The 16556-nt window shown below is 44.9% G+C and carries 19 protein-coding genes and 1 pseudogene; 13 read left to right on the top strand and 7 right to left on the bottom strand.

The genetic code is table 11. From position 1 onward, the window contains the following. Window positions 1-33: 33 nt before the first annotated feature. The 6 genes from JCM14374_RS13485 (at window position 34) to JCM14374_RS07155 (ending at window position 3304) form a co-directional block, all read left to right on the top strand. Window positions 34-180: a hypothetical protein gene (locus JCM14374_RS13485; protein WP_157049015.1), complete on the top strand. Its 147-nt coding sequence runs from the start codon at window positions 34-36 to the stop codon at window positions 178-180. A 191-nt stretch (window positions 181-371) separates the two neighbouring features. Then, window positions 372-815 carry a hypothetical protein gene (locus tag JCM14374_RS07175; protein ID WP_157049014.1) on the top strand — a complete coding sequence of 148 codons (444 nt, stop codon included), beginning with the start codon at window positions 372-374 and terminating at the stop codon, window positions 813-815. A 4-nt stretch (window positions 816-819) separates the two neighbouring features. After that, window positions 820-1020 carry a hypothetical protein gene (locus tag JCM14374_RS07170; protein ID WP_054695408.1) on the top strand — a complete coding sequence of 67 codons (201 nt, stop codon included), beginning with the start codon at window positions 820-822 and terminating at the stop codon, window positions 1018-1020. An 85-nt stretch (window positions 1021-1105) separates the two neighbouring features. Beyond that, window positions 1106-1894, top strand: coding sequence for a crotonase/enoyl-CoA hydratase family protein (locus JCM14374_RS07165; protein WP_054695406.1), 789 nt, complete (start codon window positions 1106-1108; stop codon window positions 1892-1894). A 113-nt stretch (window positions 1895-2007) separates the two neighbouring features. Then, complete coding sequence (locus JCM14374_RS07160) at window positions 2008-2214, top strand: hypothetical protein (RefSeq protein WP_054695404.1); 207 nt, start codon at window positions 2008-2010, stop codon at window positions 2212-2214. After that, window positions 2207-3304 carry an HD-GYP domain-containing protein gene (locus JCM14374_RS07155; RefSeq protein WP_054695398.1) on the top strand — a complete coding sequence of 366 codons (1098 nt, stop codon included), beginning with the start codon at window positions 2207-2209 and terminating at the stop codon, window positions 3302-3304. The genes JCM14374_RS07160 and JCM14374_RS07155 overlap by 8 nt, the downstream gene beginning before the upstream one ends. On the opposite strand, the gene JCM14374_RS07150 is transcribed toward JCM14374_RS07155, so the two are convergent. The 5 genes from JCM14374_RS07150 to JCM14374_RS07130 form a co-directional block, all read right to left on the bottom strand. Continuing rightward, window positions 3266-3739, bottom strand: a complete 474-nt coding sequence (locus JCM14374_RS07150; protein ID WP_054695396.1) for an HAD family hydrolase — start codon at window positions 3737-3739, stop codon at window positions 3266-3268. The genes JCM14374_RS07155 and JCM14374_RS07150 overlap by 39 nt on opposite strands. 49 nt (window positions 3740-3788) lie before the next feature. Next, window positions 3789-4598, bottom strand: coding sequence for a polysaccharide deacetylase family protein (locus JCM14374_RS07145; RefSeq protein WP_054695394.1), 810 nt, complete (start codon window positions 4596-4598; stop codon window positions 3789-3791). A gap of 283 nt (window positions 4599-4881) precedes the next feature. Then, on the bottom strand, window positions 4882-5352 hold the full coding sequence (locus JCM14374_RS07140) for a hypothetical protein (protein WP_054695390.1): 471 nt from the start codon (window positions 5350-5352) through the stop codon (window positions 4882-4884). After that, entirely contained in the window at window positions 5349-5963 is a 615-nt protein-coding gene (locus tag JCM14374_RS07135; protein WP_157049013.1) for an NlpC/P60 family protein, read from the bottom strand. The genes JCM14374_RS07140 and JCM14374_RS07135 overlap by 4 nt, the downstream gene beginning before the upstream one ends. Before the next feature lie 90 nt (window positions 5964-6053). Next, window positions 6054-6440, bottom strand: coding sequence for a CBS domain-containing protein (locus JCM14374_RS07130; protein WP_054695384.1), 387 nt, complete (start codon window positions 6438-6440; stop codon window positions 6054-6056). Window positions 6441-6611: 171 nt separating this feature from the next. Between JCM14374_RS07130 and JCM14374_RS07125 the strand changes: the two genes are divergently transcribed. From JCM14374_RS07125 to JCM14374_RS07095, 7 genes are all read left to right on the top strand, one after another. Next, window positions 6612-6767: a hypothetical protein gene (locus tag JCM14374_RS07125; protein WP_157049012.1), complete on the top strand. Its 156-nt coding sequence runs from the start codon at window positions 6612-6614 to the stop codon at window positions 6765-6767. 62 nt (window positions 6768-6829) lie between these two features. Next, complete coding sequence (locus JCM14374_RS07120; protein ID WP_054695379.1) at window positions 6830-7528, top strand: hypothetical protein; 699 nt, start codon at window positions 6830-6832, stop codon at window positions 7526-7528. Between the two features lie 147 nt (window positions 7529-7675). Then, window positions 7676-7978: a hypothetical protein gene (locus JCM14374_RS07115; protein ID WP_054695376.1), complete on the top strand. Its 303-nt coding sequence runs from the start codon at window positions 7676-7678 to the stop codon at window positions 7976-7978. A gap of 17 nt (window positions 7979-7995) precedes the next feature. Next, complete coding sequence (locus JCM14374_RS07110) at window positions 7996-9135, top strand: hypothetical protein (RefSeq protein WP_054695374.1); 1140 nt, start codon at window positions 7996-7998, stop codon at window positions 9133-9135. A 2-nt stretch (window positions 9136-9137) separates the two neighbouring features. Beyond that, window positions 9138-10736, top strand: coding sequence for a hypothetical protein (locus JCM14374_RS07105; protein ID WP_054695372.1), 1599 nt, complete (start codon window positions 9138-9140; stop codon window positions 10734-10736). A 5-nt stretch (window positions 10737-10741) separates the two neighbouring features. Continuing rightward, entirely contained in the window at window positions 10742-12322 is a 1581-nt protein-coding gene (locus tag JCM14374_RS07100; protein WP_157049011.1) for an Hsp70 family protein, read from the top strand. Between the two features lie 188 nt (window positions 12323-12510). After that, window positions 12511-13314 (top strand): hypothetical protein, encoded by an 804-nt coding sequence (locus JCM14374_RS07095; protein WP_054695368.1) that lies wholly within the window; start codon window positions 12511-12513, stop codon window positions 13312-13314. Window positions 13315-13362: 48 nt separating this feature from the next. Here JCM14374_RS07095 and JCM14374_RS07090 read toward each other — a convergent pair whose 3' ends face one another. Further along, the gene (locus JCM14374_RS07090; RefSeq protein ID WP_054695366.1) at window positions 13363-13860 is read right to left on the bottom strand and encodes a MerR family transcriptional regulator; all 498 of its coding nucleotides are present in this window, start codon (window positions 13858-13860) and stop codon (window positions 13363-13365) included. A 464-nt stretch (window positions 13861-14324) separates the two neighbouring features. Beyond that, a pseudogene (locus JCM14374_RS07085) lies at window positions 14325-16166 on the bottom strand (acyl-CoA dehydrogenase). Between the last annotated feature and the right edge of the window lie 390 nt (window positions 16167-16556).

Raw genomic sequence — 16556 nt, 5'->3', positions numbered from 1 at the left:
CATAGATTAAAATCAAAAGGAGGCTATTTAACAGTGGACGAACATGAAAACAATGAAGTAAAAACAAAAGACTACGATCTGGGCACCTTTGAATTTCTAAGGGCTGGATGGTGGGTTTGGCATGTAGTCGCCATCGGTTTATTATTTTATTTGGGCTACCTTTACGGAGTCCGGGTCTAAGACAAAGTGTAAGTGGCTCTGGCAGGAACCCGCTGCAAGCTGTATAAGCTGGCGGCGGGTTTTGTTTTATGTATAAGTAGCTTTTCATAAAAGGCTGCGGATAAGAGCCTGGGGGGCGTGGGCAGCGATATCTATAGTGTTATGCAGGCACAGCGAGGCAATCTTGTTCTTTTATCGGCCAGGTTCATTACTTGAGCATGTGCGTTTGGCTTGATAAAATAATGAAAGCACGTTTAAGAAAGGAAGATGTTTTTATGCAGGTTCATCCGGTGCTAAAAGCCATCATGGACATGGCTGGCGAAAAATTCATAATTATCCGCGATGATACTGAAATTGAAGAGATAGATGGGATGCGCAATAAGGATCAATATAGTGAACGTCGTTACATAGCGGTTTATCCTCATATTGACCTTCGCGAAGGCGATTGGCTGCGGGCAGTAACCTCTGGAGATGAATTTTATATTGAGAATAAAGAGATTGAAATATGCGATAGTGAGACATTTCAGGGACGAGCATACTATCTCACTAAAGAGGAATGGGAAAAAAGCCCTCAAAAGATTTCCGGGGAAACAAGTGAAAAAACCGAGCATGATCTCTCATCAGACCATATTCGAGCAAGCAACTCCCGGCGATGATCATATGAATTACCTGCAGGCACTGGTGAGGGTTAAAGCACCCGGCCAGGTCCAGGAATTTCAACCCCTTCTGGATGAGATGTATGATCTTTTGGGAAGATCGAACCTTGAAGCCGGTACCCTGAATAAATATGAGTCCCTGTTAAACAGCCATCGTTGGCTTAAAAAAGCGGTGGCTGAAGCATTGATTGCCTGGTTTATTTAATGTGAAAGTTGAGTTATTTACCTTGACTATTGATATTTTATATATAAACATTAAAAGAAAGGAATATAGATGGGGGTTATACTAAATGGAAGCTAAAAAGATATCTGTCGAGAAAGACGGTTATGTTCTATTAATTGGCTTGGATCGTGCCGATAAACGTAATGCTCTGGACCTGGATATGTACTGGCAACTGGCAGCCGCTTATGGTGAATTACATAATAACCCTGATCTGCGCTGCGGGCTGCTCTTTGCGCACGGCGATCATTTCACCGCGGGTTTGGACCTGGTGCAATGGGCTCCCGTTTTTGCTGAAGGCAAGTCTCCTGATATCCCTGAAGGCATGATTGACCCCTTTGGCCTGGATGAGGACCGCAGGCTCAGCAAGCCGCTGGTTATGGCCGCCCAAGGAATATGCTACACCATCGGTTTTGAGATGCTTTTAACCACTGACGTAAGAGTGGCCGCTTCCAACCTGCGCCTGGCACAAATTGAAGTTAAACGCGGCATCTACCCGGTAGGAGGCGCAACCGTGCGTATGTTCCAGGAAATCGGCTGGGCTAATGCCATGCGTTATCTTTTGACCGGCGATGAGATTACCGCCCAGGAAGCCTATCGTTTAGGGCTGGTGCAGGAAGTAACTGAACCGGGCCAGGAATTCGAGCGGGCTTTAGAATTGGCCACCAAAATCTCCAAGCAGGCCCCCCTTGGAGTTCAGGCAGCTCTGCGTTCAGCCCGGCTGGCCAGAGTGGACGGAACCAGGAAAGCCCTGGAACGGCTTTTACCCGACATCATACCTATAATGAAAAGTGAAGATTCAGCCGAAGGGGTTAAGGCCTTTATCGAACGCCGCGAAGCCAACTTCAAAGGCCGGTAAATTTATTTATCACAAAGAAATTATAAACCTCCCGTTGCAATATTTTCAGCGGGAGTTTTTATTGACCACCGTCTCAAATTTTACTTTCATGCTGCCGGGGAGGGTATAATTTTGTGTCAAGTGTTACCAAAATAGAGGATTTAATATCACTGGCAATATTCGGGGTGTCTTTAAGCCTGACTATTATTTCGATTATTCGCATGTTTACACGCTACTGGCTAATAGAAAACAAACGCCAATTCGCCCTCTTTATCCTGCTGTCCCTTTCTACATCCCTCTGCTCTGGCGACAAATCTGACCCGCAAAGGCACAATGAATAATAATTTGGAATGGTTAAGTCTATTCTTTATGGGTTGGAGTTTCAGTGTATATTTTCTCAGCCTGAGAAAGCGAATCGAACCATCTTACAGCCTTTATCCAAACCTCATGGTTATTCTGACCACGCTGGGCCTTGCGTTTATCGGCATAAAATTAGCTGGATATCACAATCATAACTGGATTATCGTAAGCTCCGTATGTATATTCCTGGTTTTAAGTTATAACGCTGTAGTTGCTTACCAGATATCCCGGCTGGAAATGAATACCTTCTATAAATTTCTCAGCATTTTGATGGCAGGGTTTACTCTCCTCAACGGCCTGGATAATCTTTCCGGTCTCCTCTGGCAGATTAATACCCATTTAATTTTCCTGGGAGGGGGGCTGTTTTTCATCATGTCTCTGGGGGTATACGTGATGGACCAGGCTTACCACAACGCCACCAGCGATCTGACCCGCAGAATTGCGGCTGTCGAAGAAGAATATGCCGCCGCCGTGGAAAATACGGAAAATGTGGTTATATCATTGGCGCGTACCCTTGAAGCGAAGGATCGCTATACGGAAGGTCATAGTGAACGGGTGAGCCAATATGCAGTCATGCTGGGCAAAAAACTCGGTCTGGCAAATGATTTGCTGGAGGAATTACGTATCGGAGGATTGGTTCATGATATCGGCAAAATAGGCATAGACCAGCAGATTCTCAATAAGCCGGGGCGGCTTGATGATGAAGAAAGAAAGATTATTGAAAGCCATCCGGTGACCGGAGAAAACATCTGCTCTCCCTTAAAGAGTTTTGCTAGTGTAATGCCATTAATAAGGAATCATCACGAAAAAATTGATGGATCGGGATATCCCGATGGTCTGGTCGAAAACGATTTAAGTCTGCAAATTAAAATCATTACCGTGGCTGATATTTATGATGCCTTAACTACCGACCGTCCTTACCGGCCTGCTATGAACCAGGAACACGCCTTTAACATCTTAAAGCAGGAAGCCAGAGATGGCAAACTCGATGCCAAAATAGTCGACGCTCTTATAGAAGCGATTCTTAATGACCTAAGCTCGCAAGGTAGCTACAATCCGCAGCGGGTTTAATAATAGATCCAGGGCATCCTCAATATTGCTGACCACAATATCGGATCGCTTCAGTGCCAGAGTAGAACATCCCTCTCTGCCAAGCACAGCTATTCCCAAAGCGGCTTCACCCAGCATCATATGATCATTATAGCCGTTACCTATAGCTGCCGTCTTAGCTGGTTCCAAGGTCTGCACAAAATCCCTCTTGTCCTCTCCCCCTTGTTCCGGACTGACCCTGAACAATTCTATCTCCAATTCTTCCGCAATCTTGGCTGCTGATCCGAACGTATCGGCTGTCAGCAAGTATATTTTAAGTTTTTCACTTAAAGCTTTAACCCGCTGGCTGACCCCGGGCAATAATACCCCGTCACAGGTAATAGTTCCGTTTTGATCCAGCAGCAGATTTTCCAATTCGAGGGTCTGCCCTCTGCCCGGTAAAGAAATCTTCAGCATATTTACATCCTCTCCCTTATTATTTATTCAGATTGCCCCTCATTGAACTTTATTCATACCTGGGCGCCATGGCATAGCGAAGATTGTGCCACAAAGGCTTCTGTTTCTCCAGGGGATTTTTATTGTTATCTTTGACCTTGTTTTTTTCATTCATTAGAATTAGTTCCGGCAGAGTTACAAAACGATAACCTTGACCCGAAAGCTCCTGCAATATCAAACGTGTAGCTTCAATATCCTTTATACGTCCCGGAAAACGCCCGTCATGAAGCAGTACGACTTCGCCGGGATGGACGTGTTTTACAACCCGCGCCGCCATCATTTCCGGTGTCGGGGCATCATGATGGTCAGCAGATATTCCCCATAAGACAATTTGATAATTTTTATTATTTATCACTTTTATCAGACGTTCATTCAATATTCCTCGCGGAGGCCGAAACAGATAGAAACTTTGTCCGGTAAGACTCAATATTACGCTTTCGGTCTTATCAAGTTCATTTTCCATCTGTTTGTTGTTCAATTTCTTTAAATCATCGGGATGGTTATAGGTGTGATTGGCAATTACATGCCCTCTATTTGCAACCTGCTTAACCATTTCCGGGTATTGTTCCATGCGTTCACCGATCATAAAGAAAGTGGCCCTGGCATGATACTGATCCAATACATCCAGTATTTGCGGAGTAACCTGCGGATAAGGACCATCATCAAAGGTCAACGCCACTACTTTCTCGCTAACCTGAATATCACGATCTATGCCACTGTATGAAAGCCCGATTTCAGGCATAAGTACCGGTGATATAAAAATTAAAAGAACCACGATAACTAGGATTTTAATTATAAAGCTCTTAATTTTATTAGTCATAAATATAAGTTTCCTAATATTTTTGATTCTTTTTTAGTTTGTTCCTACTGGCAAAGATTTTAGCATGGTATTTAAAAAACTGTTAGGCATAATTTTCCAGTATACTAAATTATGTTCGGGCAATAATATGCTTAGAGTCAGCGAGACGAGCCAAAACCAGGTCTCTCAAACGAGAATAAATCCTGGTTAGTCTACGGAAATTGACCGTCGTATATAATACGGCAACGATAATACTTCCGTAACAAGCCGCTTCGCTGGCTTTTTTTTGGGGATTGAACCCGACTTACCTCCCTGGTTTGGACAAAGCGTCAGCAGCATTTTGCCGCATACAATATATCAAGTGCTGAAGTTTAATTACTGTCCAATAAAACGCGCTCAGCAAAAATGGCATGCTCAGAAGCAAATAATAATATAGAGGCAGGCTGGCAAAAGAATAATTTGTAAGGACTGTTAATAAAGGTAAGAGCGGAGTATAAAAGAACTCCAAAATGAAAAAGGCGTAATTTGCCTGTCCCCATCCCCCCACAGCAGCCACACTAGCTATACTGGATATAATTCCCGGCAGCTGCCATAATATAATTGCTTTAACCTTTGCGGCAAATTTTAGTTTTGTTAAAACCTCTCTGACGGTAATTATCACATATACCAGGCTTAGGACTATATCAAAACCTGCAAAATACATACTCAAGGCAATGGCAAGGCCTGCAAACAGATGAATGAAATACAAGCGAATAATTAATCTTTTTGCCTTCATATTTCCCCCTCACCAATAACACTCGCATACGGGCTGCGTTTAAAATCATCCGGACTTATCCATAACTTTGCATCAGGCGCAAGGTCGATGCCCTGCTGCATATAAGCCAGCCACATAATTTTAGTGCAGTTAAATATGCGATCACCGGGTTTAAAGGCCAGAGGATAAAAGAGAGCTCCCTCATATTTTTGGGCGGATTCTACGGCTTGATTTTTGATTTTTTTATCTGCTTTTATATGCAGCAGGCATATTTTCTGGTATTGACGGTAATGCTCAATGTCTTGAATATTTACCCCTAAATCCACAAAGCCTTCCAAGACTTTTCCATTGCCCAGGTACAGGCCAGCATGAGAATATTCCCCGTAAGCACAATCCGGATATGATCCCAGTATCAGATCTCCCGGCTCAAGACCGCTGAAGTTAATCGGGTTGCCGTAATAACCTGCACATCCGTACCCGATTTTGCCCTGTATTGCATTTTGCATATATAGTCTTCCCGCACTGCCTTCACAGAATGATTGCGGATTAGACCAGATAATTCCCACAGTTAACAAGAGGCTTAAAACCGGGAAAATCCATATGCATATAATATCCTGATTTTTTTCCTTCATTAACAAGATCCCCTGCTTAAGCGATTAGCAAAAATCACAGGGATATCTATGTTCCCTGTGATTCCCAATTCCTATTATACGGAATATAAATCAGTTTTTATGCGCAAAGGTCTCTATAAATAATTTTAAAATATCAATTTCGCTAATAATTCCCACCAGTTCCCCGTTATCCAACACCGGCAGACCGCTGATTTTATGCGTTATCAATAGTTCGGCAGCTCTAATTATGTCGTCTTCAGGCGCGACAGCCACAGGCCTCTTGCTCATAATCCACTCCACTGGCGTTTCAGGAATAATACCCGGACGATGCATGGCTTTTTCTATATCATGCTGCACTATCATTCCCACCAGGCGGTTTCCTTCCATAACCGGCAGCCTGCGAATGTTCATATCGTTCATAATAGCCAAAGCATCAGCAATGGATTTACGATTATTTACAGTAATAACTCTGGTAATCATAATATCCTTGACCTGCAAGCCTCTCTCCCCCCTTTTAAGTAATTTTAACATATCTGCCATGGCTGTATCATAAAGGCTTTAATTTATATATGTGTAACCTGAACAGCCAAAAATCTATATACTATGTCAAGAGGTGAAACAGTCATGTTGTCAACTCACGTTTCTTCCTGGCTAAAGGATGATTTCCATATGCTGAAGAACTACCTCGAAGGTAAAACCGTAAAACGCATTTTAAGTTGTACAGAAAACAGCATCAGCATTTTATTAGAAGATGGTGTTATCGTTGATTTTGTTCATCTGGAAGATGAAATAATTTTTGATATTAAAACACCTGACGGTTCTTAATCCTGGCTTCTTAGAGCCCGGTTTTTGAGTTACAATATAGTAAAAACAGTGGTGGGATCGAGATGCGCTCGATTTTAAAGAAACTCGACCGACATGAAGAACTAAATGAGCACCAATACCAGCAATTGATGTCATATATTGATAAACTGCGTATGGAATCATTTGAATCCTATGTTATTTTCCAGCAGCGTTATGCGCAGACTATTTGGGAAGAGTACAGCACTTATTTGCCTCGTTTTTTATACGGCTGGGACGAGCTGATCAATCTGCTGCTTGCTCAGCCCGACTTAATACCGGTTTTAATGCAAAAGCCTTTTGCTGTAGAGAGGTTTCCGGCCCCCTATCATCCATATTTATTTTATTTAAGCCAGGACCCTCGGGAATTTTCGCTGTGGAAAAACCTCCTGTCATCATTGCCTTTTGGGGCGGACCAGACCGCCGCCTTACCTCAAGCCCGGCAAAACCCACCGGTTTATATATTCGAGGACGGGAATCCCTATAAGGAAATCGGTTTAAAAGCCCATTTTGACCGCCTGGCACGTTACGAATTTGTTACCCGCCTGCAAACTTTCCGTTACCTGGCTCGAGGCAAGGCCAAAGCCGATAGAATAGAATATTCGGCCCCCGATCGTTTGCAGGGCATTTTCTCTAATAAAGAAAAATCTATTTATTACTATATATATCTCAGTGAATCGAATTCAGACCGGGCACATAATGCCTGCCGTTTGTTAAACCTGGCGTTTTACGATATTATTAGTTAGTGCCACAAATTAACACACATTATCACAGGTTTTCAGGTTGTTTTTGCAGTTGCTTTCTTTTTGCAAATGGTGGTCGCTTATGGCCTGGGGGGTTACACAGGAATAATTAATTATTTGAAAGATTAATCATCGAAGGTTGGGACAATCGTGCAGGAGATTCTTGAGCAGGTTAAGGCATTAGAAAAACAGGATGATCTTTTCCTGATGTGGAAACAGGAACTCGACCTGCGCCATTCTATGAGAGAATGGCCAGCAGCATCATTATCCCTTAACGGCGATGACGATATAAACTTTCTTTTTCGTTCCTATTTCTGGACCCAGAAAAATGATTTTTTCACCCTGTTGTTCAATCACCTTCATCTCTCCCCGGTTCTAAACTGGCTCAGCCAGGCCCCGGCATGGGTAAATCGTGAATTCCTGGCCTTTTTGCTTGGCATATTGATAGGGTAGAGGCCGCCCCCAGACAATTGCAGTATTTGATTGCCCTGTACCGCGAAGAATTTTATGAAGATTTCTCCCATATAGTAAATATACTTAAGATAGATAGCTGCGAATATCTACTGCCCAAAACCGCTAACCCTGCCTTAAGAAAACTGCTTAAATCGCGGCAGCAAAACCTCCAATCATTACAAGCCAGCAAACGCTACGGTGACTTTGGTCAGTCCAGGAGTCTGGCCGACAGCGGTATTTTTGGCGATAAAGCATTGTTATTGCGGCAGGCTATAGTATTACTGGAAAAGAGTTCCGCCATTAACTTTCACGATGCGTATAATGCCCGCCGTTTTGAACTTTTGCTGGGAACAGCCGAAATAACCTTCAGAGCGGGGTTGATAGAAGACTGTCTGGCATTTCTTCTGGATAGTTATGAAGACTACCGGGAAAAAACCCGCCTGGCAGATATTATGGAAGATATTAAGATATATAAGCATTTTCAGCGTATTCTGCGTGCTGCCATTCCCCTTTACGCTTTATTGTATTACCCCTGGGAAGCCGCCGCCAGAGCCAGGGATATTTACCTGCGCGATTTTGATCGTTTGAGTCCTGATGTTGCCTCACTAGGTTATCTGGACTTATATGCCAGTACTGCGTTATGTCAGAACCATCCCACTGACAAAGCCGCCTATGAACTATCCGCAAAAAGCCAGCGTATCAATAAATATCGCCCGGCTGAACCACTGCTGCTGACCGCTGCGGAAGCCAGCCAGGGATTAAATCAAGACCGGTTAAAGGAGTTAAGCGATTTATATCACCAGAAGATCAGCTCCCTGCCGCACGAAGCCTTTGTAATTATGGAAACCATCCGGTCGCTCAATCTGCTCCGACTCACACCATTAAATTCGGAAACCGCAAAAGAACTCCTGGCCGGATATCTGCAGCTGTGGAAATGGATACCATCGCCGCTTTTCATTAATGAAGGTATTGTTAAACAACTTGGCCCTATGGCAGATGACGCCTGCCGCCAGGAAGCCCATCGAATTATAGAGATGATGCAGGTCTATTCTGAAGACAAGCTGCAGGATGAATTAGCTAAACGACCTGAATTATTCCGTAAAAAGGGAGAAGAAATCAGGCGCAGCCTTGTTAAGGCCAAATATATGGGGGTTTAGTTATGAAAGCGGAAATCAACCTGGAAAAAATAAATGAACAACTTGAGGCAATGCTAGAACATCTTTACCTGGAAATAAGCAGCATAAGTCAAAAACAGCATAGCAATAGTGAGTCTATCGCAGACCTGGATCATTACTTGCTGGAAATCAACAGTTATTATTACCGCAGCTTTCACCAAAAATTCTTTCCCCAATACAAAACGGAAATCCAAGATATTTTTACACGATTAATGAAAATAAGTCATCAGGAAGAAATACTTTACCGTGATATACTGGCCAGTTTAAAGCGTTACACTCAGTTATATAACCAGGTAAAGAATATCACCAGCCATTTGCAGCAAAGCCGCGAAGACACCAATAAAGAACTTTTGGCGGTTATGCGTGACCAGGATCATTACGCGACAGAACTCCTGTATACTTTGAAGAGAATGCGGGACAGCCTGAGTTCGCTCTATGCTATAACTCAATATCTGAGTGAACTGGAGCGGGATGACAAACTGCGCAGCCTGTTATCAGGCCCGGAACCAATCGATCCGGCGGTAATTAATTTTATAACCAGTATCAATCTTGAAGACCCGGAAATAGCTTCCGCATGCAACCGGCTGCTTTTGAATCTGGAATACCAGCGCAGGCTTCTAACCCGCATGGAAACCAAGGAACAGGATTTTGCCGCTCTGGCTGAAAGCAACCTGGCGGAAATACAGGAAAAACAGAAACAGGTGTTTACTGACCGCAGCCTGCGTTCGGTTATTGACAACTATGAACGGAATATTCATCGCAGTATATCTTTGTACACCCAATTACTGGCCCTGCAAATCAAAAATGGTCAATATGACGAGGCGGAAAAAGGCGCCCGTGAATTTTCCATATGGCTGGAGCACAGCCTGAGCTTAATCGATCGCATTCTCCTCTATGTCCCCGGGCAGCAAGGCTGCATATTCTTCTATGTTTCCATGCTGCCAAAAATCAAGGCGGGAGAATTGAATAACCTCCACCAACAGGTAAAAGAACGTGTTGAGATTATGGATAAGACATTATTACAGCTTTCTGAAGCCAGCGAGCCTGATTTTGCTTACTTCAGCACTACAACCCAGTCTTTGCTGGATAAAGCCCTGCCTGTAATTTCCGCGGCCATAGCCAACCCTTCCCTGGAGTCCATATCCCCCCTGGCATCACGTTTGCAAAGGGTTGAGCTGGAATTGCTCTTTGCCCAGGATCAGCTTCGCCTCCTCAACGAGAAGGACCGGCATGCCAAACGGGTGCGGGAAAAATTGCTGCAGCTTATCAATATGCTGGACAACTATCTGGGCTTATTGGGAACAATCAGATCAGATTTGGAGCGGCTCCTGGCTCCGCGTAACCTTGCGCGGGCCTACAAGGATATCCATATTGAGGTTGACCGCATCCCCCTGCAAGTGGGGCAGGAATTCCCCCCCGAACATCTGCAGCTGCTGGATCGTTACCGCATCGAGACCCGCATCGCGCCTAATATCAAGAAAAACCACATGATATTGCAGGAAGAAGGCGACCTGTTCATAATCCGGGTAGAAGATCAGGTTATAGAAGAAATGCCTTTCCTGGTAATCGCAGAGAAAGGTTGAAGCATATGCGACTGGGTATTGATTTCGGCACTTCTTTTACCAAAATAGGTTTTTTGCAGGACCGCGAATTGATAAACCCGGCTGGTAAGAACACGCGCATCCCCAGCGTGGTCAGCTATCTCCCCAGCAATAATAGACTGTATTTCGGAAACCTCGCCCTGCGGATCAATGAACCCGGCGCAATCACCCTGCCATTTTTCAAACTGCAGCTCAAAAGAAACCCCCGTCTGAATCTAGGTCCATATTCCTTGCAGGATATTATGACACACTTTTTCACATATATAAGACGTGAATATCTGGAACCTAAAGGATGGCATCCTGCGGAATTAGCCTTATCAGTTCCGAACTATTTCGGCCTTACAGCCCGCAGGATTCTGCAGGAGGCGGCCCAAAGCGGCCTGGGGGCAGAAAAGGTTTATCTGATACCCGAACCGGTGGCGGCTTTGCTCGGTTATAATCATATGCATTTCCACAGCCCTTTGTCGGGCGACCTGCTCAGTATCGACATCGGGGGAGGAACTACCGACTTTAGTTTTATAAGTCTGTCCCAGGATGGACAGCAACTGCTTTTGGAGACTCAATTTCAGGTGGGCAGCGATGCCTTTTCCGGTTCAGAAATTGACAGGGCGGTTTTGCACTATATTCTGTTTCCAGCTCTGCAAATTCAGAGCGGACAAATAATAGCCCCTTCGTATTACACCGAAAATAACCTAGAGGCCAGAGAAAGATTTCATCTTAATCACCTTTTGCAGATATCAGAGCAAATAAAAATAGAAGTCAGCCAAAAGGGGTTTTCTTACCAGAATATAGCAGATTTCTATAATGGTCATTCCCTGGCTCTGGAAATCGATCACGAGGTTTTTGAACGCCAGCTGCAAAATATTTACCACAGGCTGGAACATTATTTTAAGCAATCTGTCACAGCACGGGCTGAATCGCTGGGCCTTTTTGATGAACATGGCTGGAAACTGGATAATGTCTTCTTGCTGGGCGGTGCTTCGCAGACGCATGGTGTAAAAGAAATGGTATCCAACTTGTGTCCCGGGGTCAAGGTAATTACCCCCTGGGAAGGCGGCGAATTCCATGTGGTACAAGGTCTTTGTGCGTGGATGGAACTGGATAAGGCTGAAAAGCCTCTTATAAAAACCATATACCCGTTCGATTTCTACATTGAAAACTATTCTCCGGATACGGGCAGCACGTTATTCAAAATTCCTTTCGACCTGGCTAACCTGGAACTTGACACCGGGGGCAAATACCGGATATTTTCGTTTCCGGTCAATTCCTCCTTTAACCTGGCAGTCGATAATCAGGGTTTTTATTGCCGCGTTTATGAAATAGCTGAGGAAGAACCGCTCGTCACCATTGAGAAATTCATGGGACAGGAAATCGTTCTAAGCACAGGGTCTGAAGCTATTGGATATGGAGAAGTGGTGAATATTGTTCTGGATTTGGCTCATGCAGGCCTGGAACTGGAAACCGGGCCTGCCGACTTTTCCTTGCCCGAAGAACAACTTGCCTGGTGGCGCACCCTGCAAGCCAGGCAAATATCGGCTGCAAACTCCTGCAGGAATACCCTTTTATAAACCGCCAACTAAAAGAGGACTTCACTCTTCATCTGGAGAATAAACGTGAAACCAGATTCTATAAAGGCTACGCAGATACGCTTTTTTATAAAATACTCTGCCTGCTGCAATTCTTGAGCGGAAAATAAGCCGGAGACATTCCGCGGGCCGGCAGGTCCATTACCCGAATCAATGAAGGAGATGTTTGTATGATTGCTACCTTTCCCCTGCACCCCTCGGCGGCAAAATTCATTATCGCCAAAGGTACAGCCATGCTGCCCCAAGTTCAGCATGCCTTAAAAAACAACAAGATCATTATCGGCGCCGGCACGACTAATATTGCGGTAGTCCAGCAATTACTCGGCATACAAACACCAAAACCTGATACCCGGGTTGCCGGGCTCATTTGCCAAAACGTTGCTTGCGGGACCGCACCGGAAGGCAGGCTGGGGGCCTGGTGTATAGATAAGGGAAAAATGGTTGATGTAAACTGGCTGGAATTTCTGCATGCCTTTGCACCCGGTGATATATTTATAAAGGGCGCCAATGCCCTTGATCCTTCCGGTATGGTAGGCATACTGGTCGGAGATCCCATGGGCGGAACTATTGGCCAGGCAATCGGCATCCTGAAAGCCAGAGGCAATGAAATTATCTGTCCGGTAGGATTAGAAAAAATGATTCCTTCCTGTCAGGCGGCTGAACGGCTTTTAGGAGTACACCGCGTTCAGCACAGCATGGGGTATAAAACCGGTTATATTGTGGTAGCCAACGTTACTCTGATAACGGAAACAGAAGCCCTCAGACTGCTCTTCGGCGTAAAAGCGTACGCCATAGCCGCCGGAGGCGTGGGAGGCATGGAAGGTTCTACCATGCTGGCGGTTGAATATGAAAATGAAGAACAAATTCAAGCAATAATGGCTTTGGTGCGTGAAGCCAACCGCATCCCCCCGCTTAAAATCAATAAACGCAAATGCAAAGGCTGCCTCACCCCCTGCGATTTTGCGGGTCTTTAAAGGCCAACATGATTTAATTCAATTGTTCTCCCGTTCCCCCGTATACGCTCACTTGCCCCGCAGGCGGGAGAACCAGGATTTGCGGCCGTCCTGCTGTTCATTGCGCCACAACTCCAGGAATTCGTCGATCTTTTTTTCCCGTTCCAGGTTACGGCTTTCCACCTTTTTCTCCAACCGCTGCATTCTCTCTTCCAGGCGGCGGTTTTGCTCCAGGAGTTCTTCATTTTGTTCTACTATCTTGCGAGCTACCGAAATGACTTCTATAAGTTCTGCGCCGCTTGATTTGGCGGCCGGAGCCAGATCGTTTCCATTCACTTCTTCACTGTTTTCCAGCGCCAGGCGGATAGCTGTGGTGTTAAGCCCCTTATCCTTCAATTTGAGAACCAGTTTTAAGGTATCCAAATCCGATTCACTGTAAAGCCTATCTCCACGATCATTGCGCTTGATTCTTAACTTAAGACTGTTTTCGAGGTACCGTAATGTATGCTGTTCCAGGTTTAATATTTCTGCCGCTTCACTAATTTTATAAAATCTTTCCTCAACCATGCACATTTACACCCCTGACTTCATAAATTGTTATCAGGCAAGTCAATAAAGTCAAATCCCGGCAAAATCTCTATCTTCAACTTCACAAAAATGTGGTAAGTGTTCCGGCAGAGCTCGATTTAATCAAGTTAATAGCAAAGCTCTCAGTGAACTTTATTGTCAGCCTCTACTTTCCCTTCCCAAAACCCTGTTGCTCATAAACAGCCTCTTTCGAAATATATATGAGCAAAGCCGTCCACATAGGACGGCTCCTTTTTTATTTTCCAAGAAATAGTTACAGATTATCACAGATTTTCAACTGTAGGGTAAGACAAAATGCGGAAGGATAAAACTATATTTCATACATCTATAGCATCTCAACAAACATTTTAATAAGTGGCTGCGGCTTTGCAGCCATAGGAGGGATAATATGAAAAAACCTCCGCCCCGAAGGGCGGAGGTTTTTAACAAGTCTTAAGAAGTTTTTAGTATTCGAAAGCTTCGACAGGAATATCCAGTGCGGAACTGTCGGCTTCCTTAACAATACCGGCAATAGCCATAACATTCGGTACTACGTTCTTCAGGTAGTAGCGAGCAGCCTGTACTTTACCAAAATAGAAGGGATAATCAAAGTGATCCGGTCCAACTTCCTTGGCTTTCTTGTCAGCCAGCAGAGCCTGGTCAAGGATCAGGCGGCCGCAATAAAGCTGAGAAGTAGCAGTCAGGATGCGGCGGGAATACAGCGGCAGGAAGCCGTATTTCTTCTGGCCAAAGAAACCGCCGATCGCCATCTGGATCTGGGTATAGGCATCCAGGGCCTGACCCAGGATTTCGAATTCTCTTTCGAAGCCTTCTGTAGCTTTGTTGGCTTCATAGAAATCTCTCATCTCCTGTAAGAAAGCAGCAAAAGCAGCGCCTTTCTTCAGCATCCACTTACGTCCAACCAGGTCCATAGACTGGATGAAGTTGGTGCCTTCCCAGATGGAATAAATCTTCACATCGCGGGCAATCTGAGCCACCGGATATTCTTCGCAGTAGCCGTAGCCGCCATAGCACTGGATAGCTTCACCGATCAGCCACCAGGCTTCATCGGAAGGATACGCTTTGCAGAGCGGGGTAGTAATTTCAATCAGATCATTGGCTTTAGCCCTGACTTCCGGATCGGGATCATGATGACGCTGATCAAAAGCGAAATAGGTCTTGTACATCATGGCGCGCATGGCTTCAACATGAGCCTTGCCGCAAAGCAGTGCCCGCTTGATATCTTCATGGTTGATGATAGTTACGCGGTCGCCTTTAGGATTGGTGATCGGGCGGCCCTGGACTCTGTCTTTACAGTAATCACGAGCATTGTAGTAAGCATTGGCGATACAGGATAAGGCAGCATGTCCAGTTTCCATACGAGCGCCGTTCATCATCTGGAACATCTGAGCCATTCCTTCGCCTATGCCATCGTTCTCTCTGGGGTCTTTGCCCAGGAGCCAGCCGCGGCAGTTGTTCTCTTCGCCGAAGGTAAGCGCAGCTGTAAAGGAACCATGCTGACCCAGTTTGTGTTCACAGCCGGCGGTTGCGGCATCATTGAATTCGCCCAGGCTGCCGTCTTCGTTGACCCAGTACTTGGGAACTACGAAGAGTGAAATCCCTTTGGTGCCAGGCTGTGCGCCCTCGATGCGGGCCAGGTAGAGGTGGATGATATTTTCGGTGAAGTCATTGTCGCCACCGGTAATGAATATCTTGCTGCCCTTGATTTTGAAAATGCGCGGGTCATCGGTCGGATAAGCCTTGGACAGGATGTCGCCTACGTCAGAACCGGCAGTAGGCTCAGTCAGGCACATAGTTCCGGACCAGGTGCCGTCCATCATCTTGGGCAGGAACATCTGTTTCAGTTTTTCATCGCCGAAGCTCTGAATAAGACCGGCAGCTCCGCTGGTGAGTATAATATAGGGTCCGAAGGTGGGGTTGGCGGCAGCTATCATTTCCCATACCATTGAGTGCAGGATATGCGGCAATACCATGGCGCCTTCGGATTCATCGATATTGCTGGTGCCCCAGCCCTCTTCCTGCAGCTGATGGAACAGAGGACCAAAAGAGGCGGCAGAGTAGCTTTGCCATCGGCAAACTTAACCGGGTTCTTATCCCCGTCTTCGTTGGTGGGTTCAATTACTTCTTTGGACATTTTTAATATGGGCTGCAGAACGGACTTAATCTCTTCTTTGGAATAATAGTCAGAAAAAGCCGGATAGTTAAAAAATCTGCTCGGTGGGCAGCCATTCCTGGAGTATAAATTCAAAATCTCTGATGTTTTTATATGCAAAATTTGCTGACATTTTTTCTATTCTCCCTTCGTTTTCCGGGAGACCCCCCAAATGTTTTAATTATATCTCTCTTTATAATTCGAGGAAGCTCCCCCTTAATCTCAATTAATCTTTCTAACTTCCCCTTAGGATTTTAATAAAAATTTTTCAGGGTCCCGATATACTTAATATATTGTTGAAACCACCTCCTTAGACAGATAAGTTCCCCGGCAAAAAATCCATTCAACAGAAGTAAGATTCCATTTTTTCTTTGCTGGCAGAACCATAAATTTTACGACCAGAAATAATCTTTTAATTTAACAGTAAATATTCTCATATGACAAGGCTAATTCCTTTTTTGCTGAAGAAGTTTAAATATTCGCATTAATCGGGACTGAACTGCGGTTTTTTAAAACCAGAATA

The sequence above is a fragment of the Syntrophomonas palmitatica JCM 14374 genome (genome assembly GCF_001311885.1).
Taxonomy (GTDB): domain Bacteria; phylum Bacillota; class Syntrophomonadia; order Syntrophomonadales; family Syntrophomonadaceae; genus Syntrophomonas_A; species Syntrophomonas_A palmitatica.
Note: the sequence above shows the minus strand (reverse complement) of the source record. Positions and strands in the feature narration are given on the sequence as shown.